Below are 19,916 nucleotides of genomic sequence, written 5' to 3'. Positions count from 1 at the left end.
GGCAGCTCATCAGACGCGCTCGATATCGCGCCTGAGCACTATCAGTGAGGTCAGGTCTTCGACGCTTTCATGCGAGGCGATCTCGTCGCGCAGCGTGTTCAGCCGGTCGATCGACGGCACCTCCACTTCGACCATCAGGTCGACCTGGCCTGAAATGGAGGATACCCGCCGCACTTCCGGATGGCGCGCAAGCAGGTCGAGCATGCCGATCGAGGGCGTGCGCACCAAGGTTACCATCAGGAAGGCGGAAAGCTGGTTCTGCTCCAGTTGGCCGATGTCGGCGCGATAGCCACGGATGACGCCGCTTTTCTCCAGCAGCGCCACGCGCTCGCTGGTGGCGCTGCGCGACAAGCCGATGCGGGCGGCCAACGTCTTCAAGGGGATCCGAGCCTCCTTGGACAGGATGGCAAGGATATCCCGGTCCTTCGCGTCGAGTTCCTTCATGGCGATTTCCGCTCACCGTTAATATGCCGGTCGAAGCAGGCATAGTGCCGGTCTCACCGACGCTTTGCCGGATGCCCGATTTTTCCGCTCGTGCCAAGCTCCTTGAAGATCAAATCCGGACTTCCAATGACCAACATCACTCACCCGGCCCCGAATTTCTCGCTGATCGAGGCGAAGGCGCTTGCCGCCAGCCACTTCGGCGTGTCCGGCTCCGTCGGTTCGCTCGACAGCGAGCGCGACCAGAATTTCAGGCTGTCTTCGGAAGACGGCGACTGGATCCTGAAAGTGGTCAACGCCAGCGAGCCGCGTGGCGAGAGCGAGTTCCAGACCGCGCTGCTCGATCATCTCGCCGGCAGCGGGGTCGACCTTGCCGTGCCCGCGCTGAAGAAGACGCTGGACAACACCTCGCTCGCCTTCGCGGCGGCCAATGATGGCACCCGCCACGCTTTGCGGCTGGTTTCCTGGTTGCCGGGCCAGCCTCTGGCCGAAGCTGAACGTTCGCCTGAAGCGCTCGACAGCCTCGGCCGCGCGCTCGGCAAGCTCGACCGCGCGCTGCAAGGGTTCATCCATCCCGGCGCGCTGCGCAGTTTCGACTGGGATATTCGTCGCGCCGGCGCTTCCCGCCGCCGCCTGACGCATGTGGGCGACGCCAATGACAGGGCGCTGCTGGAGCGGTTCCTCGACCGCTTCGATGCCCAGGTGGCGCCGCGCCTGCCGGGGCTGCGTGCTCAGGTCATCCACAACGACGCCAATGACTGGAACGTCCTGGTCGATGCCGCCGATCCGAAGCGCGTTGCCGGCCTGATCGACTTCGGCGACGCGCTGTATGCGCCGTTGATCGCCGAACTGGCCGTGGCCTGCGCCTATTCCATCCTCGACACCGAAGATCCGATCGGTGCGGCAGCGAAGCTCACCGCCGGTTTCCACGCCGAATACCCGTTGCGCGAGGAGGAGATCGATCTTCTCTTCGATCTGATCGCCATGCGTCTCGTCACCAGCGTGACCCTGTCGGCGCTGCGCCGGCAGGAAGCAGGCGACAATCCTTACCTCGCCATCAGCGAAGCGCCGGCCTGGCGCATGCTGCGCCGGCTCGACGCCATGAACCGCAGCTTCGCCACCGCGATCCTGCGCCATGCCTGCGGTTTCGATGCCGTGCCGGGCGCGCGCGCCGTCACAGCCTGGATTGCCGCCCACGCCAAGACGCTTGCGCCAGTCCTCGACCGCCATCCAGCGACCCTGGTCAAGGAACTGGTACCCTATGGCGATCCGCAGCACCCGATGACCGTCGCGTCGGCGGCGCAGGAGCCGGCCAAGGCCAGCGCCTGGTGGGATGCCCACTCAGCCGAACACGGCATCGAACTCGGCATCGGCCCGTGGGGCGAAGTGCGCACCGTCTATGCCAGCGACATGTTCCAGTCGCGCTTTATCGAACAGGAACGCCGCATCCATCATCTCGGCCTCGACCTGTTCATGCCGGCAGGCACCAAGGTGCGCACGCCGCTTGCCGCGGTCGTGAAAAGCGTCGAGATCGAACAGGATCCGCTCGGCTATGGCGGCCTCGTAGCCCTGGAACATGCGCCGGAAGGCTGCCCAGCCTTCGTCACGCTGTGGGGCCATCTCGCCCATGAGGCAGCGTCACGATTGAAGCCCGGCCAGCGCCTGGAAGCGGGCGATGTCGTCGGCGAGATGGGCGTGGCCGCGCAGAACGGCGGCTGGGCGCCGCACCTGCATTTCCAGATCTCCACCGACACCAGCCTGTCGGCCCGCGAGATCCTGGGCGTCGGCGAAGCACGCTATCTCGACGTGTGGCGCGAGCTCTTTCCCGATGCAGCCGACCTCGCCGGCATTCCGCCGGAGACCTTCGTCCAGAAGGGTCGCAGCCGCCCTGAGATCGTAGCCGCGCGCAAGACCTCGCTGCTGCCCAATTTGTCGATCTCCTATTCGGAGCCGATCAAGTTCGTGCGCGGCGAAGGCGCGTGGCTGATCGACGACCGCGGCCGCGCCTATCTCGACTGCTTCAACAATGTCTGCCATCTCGGTCATGCCCATCCCGACGTGGTCGAGGCGATCGCGCGGCAGGCCGCCAAGCTCAACACCAACACCCGCTACCTGCACGACGCCATCGTCACCTATGCCGAGCGGCTGACGGCGACGCTGCCGGAAGAGCTTTCGGTGGCATCCTTCGCCTGCTCGGGCAGCGAGGCCAACAGCCTGATGCTGCGCATGGCACGGACCCACACCGGGCGCAGCGACGCCATCGTGCTGGACTGGGCCTATCACGGTACGACGCAGGAGCTGATCGATCTCAGCCCCTACAAATACAAGCGCAAGGGCGGCAAGGGCCGGCCGGCGCATGTGTTCGAGGCGACGATACCCGACAGCTATCGCGCCCCGGCGGACTGGCCGGTCGCCGAGCATGCCAGCCGCTTTGCCGAGAGCATTGCCGAGCAGATCGCTGCGATCAAGGCACAGGGCCGCGCTCCGGCGCTGTTCATGGCGGAATCGATCCCGAGCGTCGCCGGCCAGGTCTTCCTGCCTGAGGGCTATCTGAAGGAAGTCTACGCACTGGTTCGCGCTGCCGGCGGTGTCTGCGTCGCCGACGAAGTTCAAGTCGGCTTCGGCCGGGTCGGCAGCCATTGGTGGGCATTCGAAACGCAGGGCGTGGTGCCGGACATCGTCACCATGGGTAAGCCGATCGGCAACGGCCACCCGATGGCGGCACTGGTGACCACGAAGGAGATCGCCGCCACCTTCAACAACGGCATGGAGTATTTCAACACCTTCGGCGGCAACCCGGTGTCCTGTGCGGCGGGCCTTGCCGTGCTCGACGTCATCGAACGCGACCGCCTGCGCGAGAATGCGGCAGGCATCGGCGCCTATCTGATCGAGCGCTTCCGTGAATTGCAGACGCGCTACGACATCATCGGCGACGTGCGCGGCATGGGGCTCTTCCTCGGCATCGAGCTGGTCGAAGACCGCAAGACCAAGGAGCCGGCGACCGCGCTGGCGCGGCGCATCAATGACGGCGTCCGTGCGCGCGGCGTGCTGATCGGCACCGAGGGTCCGCATGACAATGTGCTGAAGATGCGCCCGCCGATGATCTTCAGCCGCGCCAATGCCGACCATCTGGTCAGCGCATTGGACGATACGTTCGGAGAGGTGCTGGCGACGCGCTAGCCGACGACATTCGCCCGGCGTCGGTCGCCGGACGGTTCACAGCAGGAAACTGGATCAACGCCGATGTGTCAGCACCGGCGTCAGGAGAGGCTTTGCCTCGAACAACAGGGAGGAGACCATGAAGAACTATCTTTTTGCAGCGGCGCTTTTGACGGCGTCTGCCGCCGTGCCTGCAAAGGCCGATACGCTCGACACCATCAAACAGCGCGGCACTGTCACCTGCGGCGTCAGCCAGGGTGTTGCCGGCTTCTCGGCCCCCGACGATGCCGGCAAATGGCACGGCTTCGACATCGACTTCTGCCGGGCCGTTGCCGCCGCAGCACTCGGCGATGCCGACAAGGTGAGCTACGTGCCGCTGTCGACCAAGGAGCGCTTCACGGCCCTGCAGTCCGGCACCGTCGATCTCCTGTCGCGTCAGACCACATGGACGCTCTCGCGCGATGCCGGCATCGGCATCCATTTCGTCGGCACCGCCTATTATGACGGGCAGGGTTTCATGGTGCGCAAGGACCTCAATGTCGACAGCGCCCTGAAGCTCTCCGGCGCCACCGTCTGCGCCGAGCAGGGCACGACGACCGAACAGAACACCGCCGACTATTTCAGCGCCAACAAGCTGCAATATGAGCCGGTGGTGGTCGATTCCGCCGAGGGCATCATCAAGGCCTTCGACAGCGGGCGCTGCGATGTCTACACCACCGACGCCTCGGCACTTTATGCGCAGCGTCTCAAGCTGGCCAATCCCGATGGCTACACCGTGCTGCCGGAGATCATCTCGAAGGAGCCGCTCGGACCGGCCGTGCGCCAGGGCGACGACAAATGGTTCAACATCGTGCGCTGGACGCTGTTTGCGCTGCTCGAGGCGGAAGAGCTGGGCGTCACCCAGGCAACGGCGGAGGCCGGGCTCACCTCCACCAACCCGGCGGTCAAGCGCTTCCTCGGCGCCGATGGCGACAATGGCAAGCAGCTCGGGCTCGATCCGCGCTTCGCCTACAACATCGTCTCGAAGGTCGGCAATTACGGCGAGATATTCGAGCGCAATCTCGGCCAGTCGAGCGCGCTCAAGATCGACCGCGGCATCAACAAGCTCTGGAATGCCGGCGGCCTGATGTACGCCCCGCCGCTGCGCTGAACCGGGATCAGTGGGCCAAACGCAAAGACCCCCTCTCCGTCTCGGGCTTTGCCCGAGCCACCTCTCCCCCGCCTTCGGCAGGGGCGAGGAACCGAAGTTCCAGCGCCGACGCCTCCCCAGCTTGGGTTCCTCGCCCCCATGAAATGGGGGAGAGGTGGATCGGCGAAGCCGAGACGGAGAGGGGGCTCTTCGCTTCGCACTGACCGAGCCGTCCCGGGTCGCTTCGAAGCCTACGCTTCGGACAGCTGCGTTGCCTGTCCGGAGCGCATCGCGACGATGATGCCGAGGACAGCCGCGATCGGCAGAAGCCAGGGCGCGTAGTCCAGCAGGCCGAGGCTGCCGGTCAGCGTCGCGTAGTTCTTCATGACGAGAAGGGCCGCAGTACCAAGGCCGATGGTCGCGACGATGGCGATCAGCAGTTGGAGCAGCGAACCGGCTTCCCTGTCGCGGTTCTTCAAGGTGAAGACCGCGACCGAAAGCGAGGTCACCGCCTGCAGGATGATGATGCCGAGCGCCGCCAGCCCGAACGTGCTGGACAGCAGGGTCATCAGCGGATCGGCATCCGCGATGGCGAACAGCGCCACTGCGATCGATGAGACCACCGTCACGGTGATGCTCGCGATATGCGGTGATTGAAGGCGCGTGTGCAGGCTGCCGAGCACGCCGGGCAGCATGCCTTCGCGGCCGAGCGCGAACAGGTAGCGCGCGGCTGCGTTGTGCAGCGCAAGCGTGGCAGCCAGCGCGCTCGTCACCATCAGGAACTGCACCGCCACGAGGAACACGGGATGGGTGTATTGGGCGAAGGCGCGGAACACCAGCGTGCCCGGGTTCTCGCTGGCTGCTGCCACAACCTTGTCTTCACCGAAGGCGAGCACCACCGCCCACATGGTGATGGCGTAGAACAGCGCGATGAAGACGACGGCGGTGATCAGCGCCCGGCTCACCGTGCGGTGCCCGTCGCGTGCTTCCTCACTGTAGATGGCGGCGGATTCGAAGCCGAGGAAGGAGACGAAGGCGAACATCAGGCCGACGCCGAAGGAACCGCTGAGCACATTGGGCAGGCTGAACGAACCGAAGGTCACCTGGGCCGGGCTGCTCGGTGCGAGCACCGCTACCGTCAGCACGACCAGGATCAGCACTTCAAGCGTGAGCAGCACCGCCAGCAGGCGTGCGCCGAGCGTGATCTCGCGGTAGCCGACGATGGCCGTGATCACCAGACAGATCGCGCCCCATGCTTTCCACGAAAGGTCGATGCCGAGGTTCTCGCTGAAAAACACGCTGGCGAAGAAACCGAAGCCGCCGACGCTGCCGATCACCATCATGCCGTAGACGACGATGGCGACGAAGGCCGCGGCACCCCCGGCAAGCGGTCCCAGGCCGTGGCGGACATAGGCATAGAAGGCGCCGGAGTGCTTCACATGCGGGCTCATGCGGATGAAGCCGATGGCAAACAGGATCAGCACGAGGCCGGCGAGCAGGTAGGAACCCGGCATGCCGACGCCGTTGCCCATCAGGACGCCGAGCGCCCCGTTGCTGGCCACGGCCGCAAGCGGTGCTGCTGCGGCGACGACGAGAAAGAAGATATCGAAGGAGTGCAGGCTGCGTCTTGGCGCGGTGTTGGTGGAAGACATGGTGTTTGGTCCGGCGATGACAGGAAACGAAAAAGGAAAGGCAAGCGGCGCCCGCGCTTACGGCAGGGTCACGCGCTTGCCCTCCAGGGGTGTCGGCAATGGGCCGCGCATCAGCTTGTCGTCGGCATCGTAGAAACGCGCCGCGGCGGTGCCGGTAAAGGCGTCGCCGGCCAGGTCGATCTCGTAGGAGATCTCGCCGCGGCTGACGAATTTGTGGGTGTTGCGGTCGGCGGTCACCTCGACGAACTTGCCGATGACCTTGCCGTCCTTCTCGGCCCAGATGCCCTTGCCGTCGCTGTCGCTGTTGTCGGGATTTCCGGAATCGGGATTGGCCTGCTGCATGGTGCCGTCGGCATTGAAGACGAACATGTGATGCGTGAACGGCGCGTCGACCGCCTTGACCACCCATGTGCCGACGATGCCAGCAGGCTTGGCGGCGTCCTCGGCTTTTGCCGATGCGGCAAGGCTGAGAAGTGCGACAGCCGATGACAGCACGATGGATCTGGCGAGCCGCGAAAGCGGGCCGGAATTGGAAAAATGCACTGGTAGCCTCCCTTGTGTTAGCCGGGCCGCGTCGCCTGTTCCCGATTGATTATGCTTTGGGGCGGCGGGTCCGGTATTTCCTGATCAGTCCTCGTTCCAGGGCGCCCACATGGCCTGTGCGGCGGCCCAATCGTCATTGCCTTCCGAAGGCGCCGGCGTGTAGCGCGCGCCGGGCACCTCATGTGCCGGCAGGGTCCACGTGCCGCGCTCGACCAGCCTTGCGATGTTCTCGCGATAGACCTCGTCCACCGTCGCGTGACGCTCCGGGTCGCGGTTGAGCCATAGATTGCGCGGGTGGATCGGCTTCTCGTACATCTTGGAAAACAGCTCGGTGCGCAGATCCTTCAGCCAGTTCGAATTGAGGTTCATGGCGCGGAACTGCCGCAGCGCTTCGATGTCGATCAGGCTCGCCACCATGGTGTTGGCGCCGCTGGCCGAGTAGGAGCTGATGTTGCCGCGGAAGTCGACGATGTGGCTGTTGCCGCCGGCGATGTCGATCGGATGGCGCGAACTTGGCGAGAGATAGACCGGGCCGATGTTGGGGCACAGCATGTAGACGCTGTTGAAGTCGGCGTGGGCCCGGTTCTGGATCATCCAGCTGCCGCCGCCGGGATAGGACGAGCCGGTCATCGGCATCGCTTCCGAAGGGCGATAGACGACCTCGGCGCCGCCGAAGGCGAGCGCGCGGACGGCTTCCGGATATTCGCCATCCGAGCAGCAGATGGTGCCGATATTGCCGATGTCTTCGGTGCGCAGCACCGGATAGAAGGCCTCGATGCCGTCGCCGAACAATTCGACCCAGCGGTCGTAGATGTCATGCGGCGTGCAACTGCGCTCGCGGCACCAGATGTGGTTCTTGGCGGCGCGATGGGTGAGCTTGCCTTTGCGGTCGATGACGAACAGCGTGTTGAAGAACCGGTCTTCCATCACGTCGGGCCAGCGTGCCTTGCACTGGCCGATGATGTAGGTGTCGTAGTGCCGGGCGAGCTTGCCGAGTGCCTCGGTCTCTTCGCCGGGCAGGTCGATGAAGATGTCGCGCGCCGCGGTGACATGCGGCACGTCGAAGATCTCGTCGGTGAAACCGGTCAGCGCGCCTTCGGCCAGTGCCACCACTCGGATCGGCGCGTTGATGGCACAGATCGAGACGGCGGCGTGGATGGCTTCCTCGATGGTCTCCAGATTGTGGCGGATGTGCTTGCGCTGTGCGACGCCGGTGACGATGGTCGAAAGGCCGATCGCCATATAGGGCGCGACATAGGCAGGACGTGAGGCCATTCCGGTCGATACTCCAACGGTCGGGTTGGAGGAGCGGTTCTTTCAGGGAACAGGCATCGGCACATGCGCGGCCATCTCCCTCGAACGCCGCGTTCCTCCCAGGCGTTTACAGGAACCGGCAGGATAGGGAGCAATCTTGGCCCGGGGCTATCATACCGAAGTACGACGCCGTGCTGTCGTCAGCCGCGGCCGTGCAGCTTCTTCATCAGCTCGCCGCGGTTGCGCACGCCGGCCTTGACCAGGATGCGGCTGATATGGGTCTTCACCGTCGGCAGTTCGATGTCGAGCCGCCGGCAGATGTCCTTGTTGCACATGGCGGCGCCGACGAGATTGGCGATCTCGCGCTCCCGCGGCGTCAGGCCCGGAATGTCGAAACCGGATGCCTCGTCTTCATCGGAGAGGACGCTGTCTTCGACGAAGCCCACCAGCCTGTCGAGGAAGGTGAGGTTGTCGGAGGTGAACGGGCCGTTGCGTTCGCTGCGCAACAGCGAGGCGCCGGCGACGATCCGCGACCCCACACGGAAATAAAGCTCGGTCTGGTGCACCGTGTTCTGCGGCACCAGGAATTGCTCGAAATATTCGGGCGCCCCGGCATCGCGTCGCGCGGTCTCGCGCGTCACCGAGCGCAGCCGGATGCCGGCCTGGTCGACGCGTTCGGGATGCAGCGGGTCGAAACGCCAGAAGCGGTGGTAGTAGCGGTTCAGCCAGTAGGGCGAGAGGCCGGACAAGCGATGGTCAACGACATGCCTGCCGTCCTCGACGCGATAGAAGCAGCAGCCGACGAGTGGCATCGCCGCCGCGACGACGGTCAGGAACTGGTCTCCGAAAGCTGCCCTGTCGAAATGCATGAGCGTTGGCCCGATCGACGGATCGGCCATTCTCGGCTTCTCCGGTTCCCCTGTCGCGGCGATACTTTAACATCATAGTATCGTTATGCGGCTCTCAAATAAATCGAATTCCTGCGCGCCGCATTCTTCCGGATCGAACCCATGCTGGAGCTCCGGACAGCAGGATCTGTCCGGAGCGGAAGGCGGCGCGACAATGCCCCGCCTGCATCGGCCGATCTACTTGGCCGGCGTCAGCGAGATCCGCGTCGCTGCCCCACCTTCGACCGCGTCGCGTGAATAAAGCAGCGGCACGTAATCGCCGGTGAGCCAGAGAGGAGCGAGATCCCTGTAGTGCGGGCTGAAAGGGTCGCCCGATTGGCCCGGCGTGTTGATGACACGGCTGTTGTCCCAGCCACCAACGTCGAGAACCATGCGGAACGATGCGCCGGACATGAGCGTGAAGTCCGGATTGTAGCTTGCCGCATGAGGCGTCGTTGAAGAACCAGACATTGCCCAGGGACCGACCGTGAGCTGCTCCTGCAGCGCCTTCGAAACGACCGGCGACAGGGAATGGTTGAAAACGGCGCGATGCAGATCGCCCCAACGCCATTTGTCCATGTCGTTCCCGAGCCGTTCCTTCAGGGCCGCGACGGCAGAAGCAAGGCTTTCGGAAACGATCGCGGCTCGTGCCGACTGGGGGTCTTTCCCAAGGCTTTCGTCCGCCGTCTCGAGCATGTCGACGGCCGCGGTTCCGCTGCCCTTGCCGATCGCCTTGCGGGCGGCTTCCGGCACGACATGCGCGATCAGCGCCTTGGGCAGATGCTGGCTGATCCACATCTCGTAGATCGCAGACGGAGCGCTGTCGATATCGTTCGACGCATTCCAGTTCCTCAACATTTCGGCGGCCTGCTTGGCCTCGGTGGAGGCATCGGCAGGCAATTCGACCGATTTGAGAAGCTTGACGGCACGCTCTGCCAACAGGTTCACATCGTCGTTCTGAAGCTTCATGGAATCGGCCAGCGTGACCTTGTCGTTGGCGCTGAGAACCTGCGCGATGCGCTGGTAGCGCGAAGGATCAGCCCATTCGAACCCGACCTTGCGCTCCTTTACCGGATAGCCTTCGGGCAGGTTCATCTGGTTGGCGGTGGCGAACCATCCCTCAGTGGGATTGTAGACGCTGGGCAGGTCGTCGCGTTTCAGGAAGCCCCACTCGTATCGGCCGTCGCCCGGTATCGGCAGCAGGCCGTCCCAGTTCTTGCGCGCCGGCGTCATGGCCGCCGCCACCCAGCCGATGTTGCCCTGGGTGTCGGCGTAGACCTGGTTTTCCGACGGCGCATAGAAGCGGTTCATGGCTGTCAGGAACTCGTTCCAGTTCTTGGCCGTCATATAGTCCGACGAGCCGAAATAGGCCGAGGTCCCCGGCTCCATCCAGACGCTGCGCACCGCGAACGCCCGGTGGTTTTCATCGTCCGTTTTCACGACCGGTCCGTGCCGTGTGAATTTGAGCGAGACCTTGCGCGGCTCGCCGTCGCGAACCGGAATCGTTTCTTCCACCGTCTTCATATCCTCCCAGCCGTCCTTGTATTTGTACTGGTTGGGATTGTCGGGGTTGAGCTCGTAGACGTAGAGATCTTCCTGGTCGACGTTGAAGATCGTCAGGCCGAAAGCGATCGTGCCGTTGTGCCCGATGGAGATGCCGGGCAGCGCCGGCTCGCCCGCCCCAACCACCGACATGTCGGGACTGTTGAGATGCACGATATAGCGCAGCGACGGCGCGCTATGGGCGCGATGCGGATCGTTGGCAAGGATCGGCCGTCCTGTCGCGGTGCGCGCAGGAGCAACCACCCAATTGTTCGAGCCGATGTTGTCGACTGTCCCGTCGGCCTTGTCGAGGAAGGGCTGCGGATCGTAGAGCTCGGCTTTCTTCTTGGGCGGGCTGAAGTCGACTGAATCGGTTGCCCAGTCATAATCCTTCAGGACATCGGCCGGGATGATGCAGGGGTCGAGGCCCTGCGGCACCTCGGGCTTCCACTCCGGCTCCAGCTTGCTGCGCAGCCGATCCGCGTCGATATCGGCCTTGCAGGTCACGAGCGCCCGCTTCACTTCCGAAGAGACGTTGCGCGTCAGCCCGTGGCTGCGAATACGCACGACGTCTTCCGGTCCCCAGATCTCCGGCTTCGACCCGCTCAGCGAAAATTCGATGGGGAGCGGTTTGGAGCCGGCCAGCACTTCGGAGACATAGGCGTTGACCCCGGCGACGAAAGCTTCCGCGAAGCTTTTCGCGTTGGGGCCATAGGATGTCCATTCCTTCTCCATGTCGCCGCGGAAGAGGAAAAGCCTGGCAGCGCGATCCCGCTCCGCGAAATCTTCGCCGAAGCTCTCGGCCAGCCGACCCAGACCGCGCTTGCGCCACAGGTCGATCTGCCACAAGCGGTCGCGAGCGGCGTTGTATCCCTGCAGGAAAAGCGCGTCACGGTTGCTCTTGGCGTAGATGTGGGCGATGCCCCAGTGGTCGATCAGGATTTCGGCCGGCTGGTCGAGGCCCTTCACCGAATAAGCGTCGGAGCGGACCGCGGTGGACATGTCGGCAAGCGCCGGACCGGCGAGAAGAACAGATAAAGCGTAAGGCAGGGCGGCCGAGGCGGCCAAGCGAAGAGAGCGCATCATTCCTCCATTCCGCGCCCCGCCTGCAAAAGTATTCATGGCAGGCTGGCGGATGACAAGCTGACGCCTGGAGCGCTTTCGTTTTCAACGGAAACGCGGAAACGCTCTAACTCTTTGTTTTCACGCAATTCCGGACGGAAAACCGCTACGCACTTTTCCTGGAATTGCTTTAAGTTGGCCCCGACGATCCATGGTCCTTGGCACAATTTGGCCTGAAACGAGAGCCTGACATCTATCGCGGAGCCATCCGGGAGCGCGGCTGGAGAACAATCGAATTCCCGCAATTCGCGTTCTGCTGGATCAATTTTTCGTCTGCATGAGCTCTTGCCAAGTTTCCGGCATTCAACGAAAACCGCATTCGAGCCGGGAGCCATCCCGTTTCCGGCGAGATGCGGCTTCCGGCTTCAGCCGATGCGCCGTTACGGGAAGTATAGACAATGTCCGCGATCGAAGCCGGCGTGAGAGCGCCGGGAAGCCTCTGGCGCTCTGAAATCAAATCGACGCTGTCGCTGGCCTGGCCGATGGTGCTGACCAATCTTGGCCAGACCGCGATGACTGCCACCGACGTCATGATGATGGGCCGGCTGGGGTCGGAAACGCTCGCCGCCGGCGCGCTCGGGTCCAATCTTTATTTCATGCCGATGATCTTCGGTCTCGGCCTGATGCTGGCGACGTCGCCGATGATGGCAACGGAACTCGGCCGCTTCCGTCATTCGGTGCGCGACGTACGCCGCACCGTGCGCCAGGGTCTCTGGTCCGCCATCTTCATCGCCATCCCGATCTGGATATTCCTCTGGAACGGCGAAAGGATCCTGCTGGCCATGGGCCAGGATCCCGTGCTCGCGCATCAGGCCGGCATCTATATCCACTGGCTGCAATGGGCGCTGCTGCCCTTCTACGGCTATATCGTGCTGAGGTCCTTCATATCGGCGCTCGAGCGTCCCGGCTGGGCACTCGTCATCGTCTTCATTGCGGTGAGCGCCAACGTGCTGCTCAACTGGATGTTCATGTTCGGCAATCTCGGCGCGCCCAGGATGGGCATCGCCGGCTCGGGACTGGCCACCACCATTTCGTCGTTGCTGATGTTCATCGGCATGGCTCTGGTGGTGACCCGGCACAGGAAATTCCGTCGCTACCATTTGTTCGGCCGTTTCTGGCGCTCCGACTGGCCGCGCTTCCGGGCACTGATGAAGCTCGGCCTGCCGATCGCCGGCATCCTTGCCTTCGAGGTGACGATCTTCAACGCCGCCGCCTTCCTGATGGGATTGATCAACGCACCGTCGCTCGCCGCACACGCCATTGCCCTGCAGATCGCCTCGATCAGCTTCATGGTGCCGTTGGGGCTCAACCAGTCGGTCACCGTGCGCGTCGGCCTTGCCTACGGCGCCGGCGACAAGGATGGCATCACCCGCGCCGGCTGGACTTCCTACGCCATGGGTGTCGGCTTCATGGCGCTGACAGGGCTCACCATGCTGTTGTGGCCGCGCGTGCTGATCAGCGGTTTCATCGACGTGCATGATCCGGTGAACAGCCAGGTCGTCAGCCTGGCCGTTTCGTTCCTGGCGTTCGCGGCACTTTTCCAGGTTGTCGACGGCGCCCAGGCCGTGGGCGCGGGCATGCTGCGCGGCCTGCACGACACGACGGTGCCGATGATCTATGCGGCAATCGGTTATTGGGGCATCGGGCTGCCGCTTGGCGCGTTGCTCGCCTTCCATTTCGGCTTCGCCGGCATCGGCATCTGGATCGGCCTTTCGACCGGACTGGCGGTCGTCGCCGTCCTGCTGCTCGGCCGCTGGCTACGCCGCGACCGCCTGCCGGCAAAGACCGGCCCGATCGTGATGCATTGATCGGGCCGGGGCACACTCAGCTGTCGGATGACATCGCCCCAAGTAGCCGGCGGATATCACCGAAATAAGCGATCGCCCCGAACACCAGTGCCGCGACGGTGACGAAGAAGATCGACACCGCCGCCATGGTCGGCGTGTAGCCGTAGCGCAGCGCGTTGAAGATCTTGATTGGCAGCGTCTCGGTGGTGAAGCCGATGGTCATGTAGGCGACGATGTATTCGTTGAGCGACAGCACGAAGGCAAAGGCGAAGCCGGAGACCAGATAGGGCAGGATCAGCGGCAGCACGACGGTCTTGAGCACCGTACGGTCGTCGGCGCCCATCGTCGACGCGGCCTCGACCAGCGAGCGGTCGATGGAGGCGAAGCCGAGCGACAGCGTCACCAGCGGCAGCGTCACGAAGAAGATCGCGTGGCTGATGATCGCCGTATAGAACTGCCCGAACAGGCCGACGGTCGCCCAGAAGCTCAGGAAACCGAGCGCGGTGATGACCGGCGGCAGGATGAAGGGCGCGAGACCCAGCACCTGGAAGATGTTTGCCCAGGGCGCGATGCGCCGCCACAGGAACCAGGCCAGCGGCAGTGCGATGGCGACCGCGATCGCCGCCGAGCAGATCGCCAGCGTGACCGAGTGGATCAGCGCCAGCCGCCATTCCGGATCGTTGAAGATCTGCCCGTACCAGGCCAGCGAAAAACCCTTCGGCGGGAAGGTCAATTCCTGCTTCTGGTTGACGGACACGCCCGCCACCACGATCAGCGGCGCCGCCAGGAACAGCGCGACGAGCACGAAATAAAGCCGGCGAAGCATGTTCATAGCGCGCTCTCCTTGCGGCCGGCGAGCAAAGTGAGCCCGACCAGAGCCAGCGAGATCAGCACCAGGAACACGGCCATCGCGGCGGCGAACGGCATATTGGACTGGTAGATCGCCTGGTCGGTGATCAGCACCGACAGCGTCCAGTTCGATGGTCGGCCGAGGATCTGCGGCAGCAGGTAGGAGCCGAGCGCGAAGACGAAGACCATGATCAGCGTCGCCACGATGGTGTTGCGCAATGCCGGTGCAACCACGTTGAAGAAGGCGCGCACCGGCGAAGCGCCCAGCGTGCGCGCGGCCTCCAGCAATGTCGGGTCGAGCCGCACCAATGCGGGGTAGAGCACCAGGATCGTATAGGGCAGTGCCTGGTAGACCATGCCGGTCAGCACCGCCCAGAAGCTTGGCAGCAGCGCCACCGGCTCCTTCATCAGGCCGATCGCGACGAACAGGTTGGTGATGCCGGCGGTGCGCGAGAACAGCGTCGACCAGGCAAAGCCGATGATGACCTCAGAAAGCGACAGCACCGAGAGCAGCCCGACCAGCCACACAGTCTGTACGGCGCGTGAGCGCTTGGTCAGCAGATAGGTGAAGGGAAAGGCGATGACGACGCAGCACACGGCGACGAGGATCGCCAGGAGCAGCGAGAAGCCGAGCACCGAGCCGAAGAAGGTGGTGAGGAAGCGCGCGTAGTTGTCGAACACGAAATCCGGCGTGTAGAAGCCCGCCGGATTGCGCTTGAAGAAGCTCACCGCGATCATGATCGAGAACGGCACGACGAAGAAGACGATGAGCATCAGCGCCGGAAAGAACAGCGGCGCGTAGTCTGCGAGTGCTCTTGGCGGTTCGCGTCTCATGGCTGCAGCACCACGCAGCTTTCAGGCGGCAGCACCACACCGATGGCCTGGCCGACGCTGACATTCGGGCGTTCGCGCGGCGTGGCGACCGCCACGATGGTGGTGCCGCCGGCTTCGACGAAGGTTTCGACCGTGCCGCCGAGATCGCGCACGAAGCTGACGGTGCCCGGGATCGCCCCGGCACCGGGCTTGGAGAAATGAATGTCTTCGGGGCGGATCGAGATGGTGGCCTTGGCCGAACCCGATGGCAGGGCGACGCCGGGTACCGCTGCGCCGAGCACGGTGGTGCGGCCGGCCTTGTCGGTCTCGGCCGGCAACAGGTTGGTGATGCCGATAAAGTCGGCGACGAAGGCATCCGCCGGCTTGCGGTAGATTTCGATCGGCGAAGCCGCCTGCAGGATCTTGCCCTTGCCCATGACGACGACGAGGTCGGCCATGGTCATCGCTTCGCGCTGGTCATGGGTGACGACGATGGTGGTGATGCCCAGCCGCTGCTGCAGCTGGCGCAGCTCCACCTGCATGGCTTCGCGCAGCTTGGCATCGAGCGCCGACAGCGGCTCGTCGAGGAGGAAGAGTTTCGGCGACAAAGCGAGTGCGCGGGCGATCGCCACACGCTGGCGCTGACCGCCTGACAGTTTCGCCACCGGCCGGTCCGCGAAATCCGGCAGATGGATCATCGTCAGCAGTTCGTCGACGCGCTTGCGTTGATTGTCTTTCGAAGCGCCGCGGATGCGCAGCGCATAAGCGATGTTTTCGCCAACGGTCAGGTGCGGGAACAAAGCCAGCGACTGGAACACCATGCCAAGATTGCGCTTGTGCGTCGGCACGCGGGTGATGTCGTCGCTGTCGAGCACGATGGCGCCGCTGGTCGGCTCCTCCAGCCCGGCGATCATGCGCAACAGCGTGGTCTTGCCGCAGCCGGATGGCCCGAGCAGGCAGACGAACTTTCCGTCCGGTACCGAGAGGCTGATGTCGTCGACGGCGGCGAAATCGCCGAAGCGCTTGGTGATCGAATTTATGGACAATCCGGGCATGGCGTTATCCTGCTTGGCTGGTCGTGCATGCGGATGGTGCGTCAAGTGCCGCAACCGCTTCAAAATTAGCGGAAGGCGGGCGACATGTCTGCGGTCGATGCGAGGATGCGGAGCCCGCAGGGCGGGCTCCCGGAATCGCTCGCAAATTCTGCTTCCACCATGGCGGTGGGAACGCAGCTTAGCCGACGATCAGCTCGGTCCATTTCTGGTTGATCGCGTCGGCCTTCGACACATAGAGGTCGTAGCGCGGAATGATCGGCGCGATGTCGGACGACACGGCGGCGAATTCTTCCGGCTTGAGGTCGAGCACGTCGCGCTTCAGCGTCGGTGCGGTGCCGACGTTGCGCGACATCAGCCCCTGGATCGCCGGCTGACTCATATAGTCGATGAAGGCATGTGCCTCGTCGACCTTCTTCGAGGCGCGCGACAGCACCCAGTTGCCGGAGTCCTGGATACCGCCCTCCTTCGGGAAGGTCGAGCGGACAGGCTGGCCGTCCTTGGCGGCGAGGCCGGTGACGTCGTGGTAGTACTGGCCCATCGGGATTTCGCCCGACTTCAGCGCCTGCTCGAACTGGGCCTCGTCGCGGTACCATAGACGCACATTCGGCTTCACTTCGGCGAGCTTGGCAAAGGCCTTGTCGATGCCTTCGTCGGTGTCCAGCGCATTGGTACCGCCCATGAAGGTCTTTGCCGTCACTTCGAGCAGGAACGAATTGGAGGCGAGCGCCAGAAGGCCGAGCTTGTCGGCATTGGCCTTGTCCCACAGCGAGTCCCAGGAGGTCGGGGCTTCCTTGTAGACGTTGGTGTTGGTGACCAGCGTGATGTACCAGGCCACCGCGCCGATGCCGGCAACGCGGCCATCCGGGTACTTGTTGATGAACTGCGGCAGCAGTTCGCCGTAATGCTTGAACTTGGCGGTATCGAGCGGCTGCCACAGCTCGGTCGACTGGCCCTTGAGTGTCGAGGTCTGCGACATCATCGAAAGGTCGGCCGGCGCCTGCCCGGCCTTGGCAGCCTGCTCCAGCTGCACCAGCCAGGCTTCACCGGTCGGCTCGGCCACCGATTCCACCGCGATGCCGGTCGCCTTGGTGAATTCGGGGAAGATGTGCTGGTCGAACGACTTCTTGAAATAGCCGCCATAGACGCCGACTTTCAGCGACTTTTCCTGGGCGCGCAGGATGGCGGGCATCGCAAGCACGCCCGCCGCGGCAACGCCGGCGCCAAGCACGCTGCGCCTGCTGAGCATGGTCTTCATGATCTCGGTCATCGTTGTTCTCCGTTGTTCCGGCTTGGCCGGGTTCCCTTATGGTCTTCTTATAGGACGGCGTCACTATCTAGAGCGCCGTCAACCTTTCAGCGCTGGGCTGAACACCATCAGCGACAGGATCTCGAACAGCACCTGTGCGCCGGCATGGGCGGTGTTGGTGGTGGAATCATACTGCGGCGCGACCTCGACGACGTCGCCGCCGACGATGTTGATGCCCTTCAGCCCGCGCAGGATCTCCAGCACCTCGCGCGTCGTCAGGCCGCCGACTTCCGGCGTGCCGGTGCCCGGCGCGAAAGCGGGGTCGAGGCTGTCGACGTCGAAGGAGATGTAGGTCGGGCCGTCGCCGACGATCTTGCGGGCCTTCTCGATGATGGCCGGAATGCCGAGGCCGGGAACCTCTTCGGCGTGGACGACGGTCATGCCGGATTCGTAGGTGAACTCCCACAGATATTCGGCCGCGCCGCGGATGCCGATCTGGATCGTGCGCGACGGATCGAGCACGCCGTCCAGCACCGCGTTGCGGAAGGGGCCGCCATGGTGGAACTTGGTCTGGTCGAAGGCGCCGCCGGTGTCGCAATGCGCATCGATATGGATCATGCCGACCGGCCGGTCCTTGCCGACGGCCTTCAGGATCGGATGGGTGATCGAGTGGTCGCCGCCGACCGACAGCGGGATGACGCCGGCATCGACGATCTGGTTGAGACGCTTTTCGATATCGTCATGGCTCATCTCCAGCCGGTAGCGGCTGCGGAACGGCACGTCGCCGATATCCGCCACCCTGAGCTCATGGGTTGGGGCGCAGTCCAGAACGTGGTTGTAGGGCCCGATGCGCTCGATGGCGCGCAACGCGCGCGGGCCGAAACGCGAGCCCGGACGATTGGTGACGCCGAGATCCATCGGCACGCCGATCATCGCCACCTGGAGGTCGCCGAAATCGGGATTGTCGGCAGCCACCTCGCGATAAGGCGCGGTCAGGAAGGTCGGGATGCCGGAATAGGGCGCCAGCCGGGTTCCGGCCTTGGAGAAGATCTTGTCGGCCACCCGACGGAACTTCGGGTCGAACAATTCGCCGCCATGGCTTTCGCCATATTTACGGCGCAACGCGTCGAGCTTGCCGCTGTCGAAACCCATCCTGCAACTCCTCCTGCTGCGCATGACCCCGAAAATCGGATCGATTGTCGGAAAGGATCATGCGCCAATCAACTTGGGCGAGCCGATGTGCCTCCGATGCGGGGCATGAAACAGGTTCGGCTGCCTGCGATAGCGTCTTTTTATGATTGATTGCCGCAGATTGTCGGAGCGTGCGGATGGAAAATCAATTGATATTGTTATAGCGCTGTCTGTTAGAAAAACTAACACCGGCACAAGTTGCAGACGAAGATCATGCGACAAAGTCTCGTCCCTGGCTCATGAGCAGTTCGCGTCGCCTTCCCCCTCTCAATCCCTTGCGAGCCTTCGAAGCGACGGCGCGGCACGGCTCGCTCTCCAAAGCCGCTGCAGAACTGCATGTCACCCACGGTGCGGTCAGCCATCAGATCAAGGCGCTGGAGCAGTCGCTCGGGGTCAAGCTGTTCGAACGCGCCGGCTCGCGCCTGAAGCTGACGCCGCATGGCGCCGAGCTGTTGCCGGCGGTTTCAGGTGCCTTCGAGGGGATTGCCGCTGCCGCCGCGCGGCTTACCCGGCCCGCCAGCAGCGGCGCGCTCGTCGTGTCCTGCGTGCCGGCGCTTCTTTCATTGTGGCTGATACCGCGCCTCGGCTCCTTCACGGCGCGCTATCCCGACATCCGGCTGAAACTGCTCGCCTCCAATGACGCGCGCGATATCCGCCAGCCCGACATCGATGTCTGCGTGCATTATGGCGACGGCAGCTGGACCGATTGCTGGATCCGCAAATGGTCGGGACTGGAGTTGTTCCCGGTCGTCAGCCCGACGCTCGCCAACAACCGGCCGATCCGGTCGATCCGCGACCTTGCCGACCATGTCCTGCTGCATGGCGACGATGGACGCGAATGGCACACCTGGCTTGCCGCCGCAGACGGGCTTGATCTCGAGCGCGTCTGTCGACGCCACCATTTCAACGATGCCCGCCTGTCGATCGAGGCCGCACTCCATGGCCACGGCGTGGCGCTCGGCGATACGATGACGGCAAGCCGCCTGCTCGCGATGGGCCAACTCATCGTGCCATTCGGTCTCTCGGTGCCGGCGGTCGACGATTTCTATGTCATTTGCCGCAATGAGATGCGCTCTACGCCCATCGTGCAGCTCTTCGTGGACTGGTTGTTCGCGGAAAGGGCCGAAGCAGACAGCCGGGCCGAAACGGTCGGTACGAGGCTCGGCGCACGTCGTAAACGACCCGCTCTGCAGCTGGTGGCGAAATCTGAGTTCTGAGGCGGCGCGTTGGCCGCATCTTGGCGCGT

The 19,916-nt window shown here is 64.0% G+C and carries 16 protein-coding genes; 4 read left to right on the top strand and 12 right to left on the bottom strand.

From position 1 onward, the window contains the following. Positions 1 to 9: 9 nt before the first annotated feature. Positions 10 to 444, bottom strand: a complete 435-nt coding sequence (locus ACFWXH_RS15160) for an Lrp/AsnC family transcriptional regulator (protein WP_379121547.1) — start codon at positions 442 to 444, stop codon at positions 10 to 12. A 126-nt stretch (positions 445 to 570) separates the two neighbouring features. Between ACFWXH_RS15160 and ACFWXH_RS15155 the strand changes: the two genes are divergently transcribed. Beyond that, positions 571 to 3,621 (top strand): aminotransferase class III-fold pyridoxal phosphate-dependent enzyme, encoded by a 3,051-nt coding sequence (locus tag ACFWXH_RS15155; RefSeq protein WP_379121545.1) that lies wholly within the window; start codon positions 571 to 573, stop codon positions 3,619 to 3,621. A gap of 118 nt (positions 3,622 to 3,739) precedes the next feature. Beyond that, a complete protein-coding gene (locus ACFWXH_RS15150; protein ID WP_379121543.1) occupies positions 3,740 to 4,750 on the top strand; it encodes an amino acid ABC transporter substrate-binding protein in 1,011 nt (336 codons plus the stop codon). A gap of 230 nt (positions 4,751 to 4,980) precedes the next feature. On the opposite strand, the gene ACFWXH_RS15145 is transcribed toward ACFWXH_RS15150, so the two are convergent. The 6 genes from ACFWXH_RS15145 to ACFWXH_RS15120 form a co-directional block, all read right to left on the bottom strand. After that, the gene (locus tag ACFWXH_RS15145; protein WP_379121541.1) at positions 4,981 to 6,381 is read right to left on the bottom strand and encodes an APC family permease; all 1,401 of its coding nucleotides are present in this window, start codon (positions 6,379 to 6,381) and stop codon (positions 4,981 to 4,983) included. A gap of 57 nt (positions 6,382 to 6,438) precedes the next feature. Continuing rightward, positions 6,439 to 6,924: a hypothetical protein gene (locus ACFWXH_RS15140; RefSeq protein ID WP_379121539.1), complete on the bottom strand. Its 486-nt coding sequence runs from the start codon at positions 6,922 to 6,924 to the stop codon at positions 6,439 to 6,441. An 84-nt stretch (positions 6,925 to 7,008) separates the two neighbouring features. Continuing rightward, on the bottom strand, positions 7,009 to 8,199 hold the full coding sequence (locus ACFWXH_RS15135) for a nitrilase-related carbon-nitrogen hydrolase (protein ID WP_379121537.1): 1,191 nt from the start codon (positions 8,197 to 8,199) through the stop codon (positions 7,009 to 7,011). Between the two features lie 179 nt (positions 8,200 to 8,378). Beyond that, complete coding sequence (locus ACFWXH_RS15130) at positions 8,379 to 9,077, bottom strand: response regulator transcription factor (protein WP_379121535.1); 699 nt, start codon at positions 9,075 to 9,077, stop codon at positions 8,379 to 8,381. Positions 9,078 to 9,263: 186 nt separating this feature from the next. Beyond that, positions 9,264 to 11,693, bottom strand: a complete 2,430-nt coding sequence (locus ACFWXH_RS15125) for a penicillin acylase family protein (RefSeq protein ID WP_379121533.1) — start codon at positions 11,691 to 11,693, stop codon at positions 9,264 to 9,266. 32 nt (positions 11,694 to 11,725) lie between these two features. Further along, complete coding sequence (locus tag ACFWXH_RS15120) at positions 11,726 to 12,064, bottom strand: hypothetical protein (RefSeq protein ID WP_379121531.1); 339 nt, start codon at positions 12,062 to 12,064, stop codon at positions 11,726 to 11,728. Between the two features lie 63 nt (positions 12,065 to 12,127). Between ACFWXH_RS15120 and ACFWXH_RS15115 the strand changes: the two genes are divergently transcribed. Continuing rightward, positions 12,128 to 13,537 (top strand): MATE family efflux transporter, encoded by a 1,410-nt coding sequence (locus ACFWXH_RS15115; protein ID WP_379121529.1) that lies wholly within the window; start codon positions 12,128 to 12,130, stop codon positions 13,535 to 13,537. A gap of 16 nt (positions 13,538 to 13,553) precedes the next feature. On the opposite strand, the gene ACFWXH_RS15110 is transcribed toward ACFWXH_RS15115, so the two are convergent. From ACFWXH_RS15110 to speB, 5 genes are all read right to left on the bottom strand, one after another. Continuing rightward, positions 13,554 to 14,348, bottom strand: coding sequence for an ABC transporter permease (locus ACFWXH_RS15110; RefSeq protein WP_379121527.1), 795 nt, complete (start codon positions 14,346 to 14,348; stop codon positions 13,554 to 13,556). Continuing rightward, the gene (locus ACFWXH_RS15105; protein ID WP_379121525.1) at positions 14,345 to 15,199 is read right to left on the bottom strand and encodes an ABC transporter permease; all 855 of its coding nucleotides are present in this window, start codon (positions 15,197 to 15,199) and stop codon (positions 14,345 to 14,347) included. The genes ACFWXH_RS15110 and ACFWXH_RS15105 overlap by 4 nt, the downstream gene beginning before the upstream one ends. Beyond that, positions 15,196 to 16,233: an ABC transporter ATP-binding protein gene (locus ACFWXH_RS15100; protein ID WP_379121523.1), complete on the bottom strand. Its 1,038-nt coding sequence runs from the start codon at positions 16,231 to 16,233 to the stop codon at positions 15,196 to 15,198. Before ACFWXH_RS15100 ends, ACFWXH_RS15105 begins: the two co-directional genes overlap by 4 nt. A gap of 178 nt (positions 16,234 to 16,411) precedes the next feature. Further along, complete coding sequence (locus tag ACFWXH_RS15095) at positions 16,412 to 17,500, bottom strand: PotD/PotF family extracellular solute-binding protein (RefSeq protein ID WP_379121521.1); 1,089 nt, start codon at positions 17,498 to 17,500, stop codon at positions 16,412 to 16,414. 78 nt (positions 17,501 to 17,578) lie between these two features. Further along, on the bottom strand, positions 17,579 to 18,631 hold the full coding sequence (gene speB, locus ACFWXH_RS15090) for an agmatinase (RefSeq protein ID WP_379121519.1): 1,053 nt from the start codon (positions 18,629 to 18,631) through the stop codon (positions 17,579 to 17,581). Between the two features lie 278 nt (positions 18,632 to 18,909). On the opposite strand from speB, the gene gcvA reads away from it, so the two are divergent. Continuing rightward, complete coding sequence (gene gcvA / locus ACFWXH_RS15085; protein WP_379121517.1) at positions 18,910 to 19,887, top strand: transcriptional regulator GcvA; 978 nt, start codon at positions 18,910 to 18,912, stop codon at positions 19,885 to 19,887. The last annotated feature ends 29 nt before the right edge of the window (positions 19,888 to 19,916 follow it).

Origin of the sequence: Mesorhizobium sp. NPDC059054 (assembly GCF_042739215.1) — a bacterium.
In the GTDB taxonomy this organism is placed as follows: Bacteria; Pseudomonadota; Alphaproteobacteria; order Rhizobiales; family Rhizobiaceae; genus Mesorhizobium.
The sequence above is the reverse complement of the archived record's forward strand: the minus strand, read 5'-3'. Positions and strand labels throughout refer to the sequence as shown.

What these genes read in the sequence shown, in the direction of transcription:
- ACFWXH_RS15130 (WP_379121535.1), bottom strand. Translation starts at nt 9,077, where the DNA reads ATGGCCGATCCGTCGATCGGGCCAACGCTCATGCATTTCGACAGGGCA.
- ACFWXH_RS15105 (WP_379121525.1), bottom strand. Translation starts at nt 15,199, where the DNA reads ATGAGACGCGAACCGCCAAGAGCACTCGCAGACTACGCGCCGCTGTTC.
- ACFWXH_RS15110 (WP_379121527.1), bottom strand. Translation starts at nt 14,348, where the DNA reads ATGAACATGCTTCGCCGGCTTTATTTCGTGCTCGTCGCGCTGTTCCTG.
- ACFWXH_RS15120 (WP_379121531.1), bottom strand. Translation starts at nt 12,064, where the DNA reads ATGGCTCCCGGCTCGAATGCGGTTTTCGTTGAATGCCGGAAACTTGGC.
- ACFWXH_RS15115 (WP_379121529.1), top strand. Translation starts at nt 12,128, where the DNA reads ATGTCCGCGATCGAAGCCGGCGTGAGAGCGCCGGGAAGCCTCTGGCGC.
- speB (WP_379121519.1), bottom strand. Translation starts at nt 18,631, where the DNA reads ATGGGTTTCGACAGCGGCAAGCTCGACGCGTTGCGCCGTAAATATGGC.
- ACFWXH_RS15125 (WP_379121533.1), bottom strand. Translation starts at nt 11,693, where the DNA reads ATGATGCGCTCTCTTCGCTTGGCCGCCTCGGCCGCCCTGCCTTACGCT.
- ACFWXH_RS15155 (WP_379121545.1), top strand. Translation starts at nt 571, where the DNA reads ATGACCAACATCACTCACCCGGCCCCGAATTTCTCGCTGATCGAGGCG.
- ACFWXH_RS15150 (WP_379121543.1), top strand. Translation starts at nt 3,740, where the DNA reads ATGAAGAACTATCTTTTTGCAGCGGCGCTTTTGACGGCGTCTGCCGCC.
- ACFWXH_RS15100 (WP_379121523.1), bottom strand. Translation starts at nt 16,233, where the DNA reads ATGCCCGGATTGTCCATAAATTCGATCACCAAGCGCTTCGGCGATTTC.
- gcvA (WP_379121517.1), top strand. Translation starts at nt 18,910, where the DNA reads ATGAGCAGTTCGCGTCGCCTTCCCCCTCTCAATCCCTTGCGAGCCTTC.
- ACFWXH_RS15095 (WP_379121521.1), bottom strand. Translation starts at nt 17,500, where the DNA reads ATGACCGAGATCATGAAGACCATGCTCAGCAGGCGCAGCGTGCTTGGC.
- ACFWXH_RS15145 (WP_379121541.1), bottom strand. Translation starts at nt 6,381, where the DNA reads ATGTCTTCCACCAACACCGCGCCAAGACGCAGCCTGCACTCCTTCGAT.
- ACFWXH_RS15160 (WP_379121547.1), bottom strand. Translation starts at nt 444, where the DNA reads ATGAAGGAACTCGACGCGAAGGACCGGGATATCCTTGCCATCCTGTCC.
- ACFWXH_RS15135 (WP_379121537.1), bottom strand. Translation starts at nt 8,199, where the DNA reads ATGGCCTCACGTCCTGCCTATGTCGCGCCCTATATGGCGATCGGCCTT.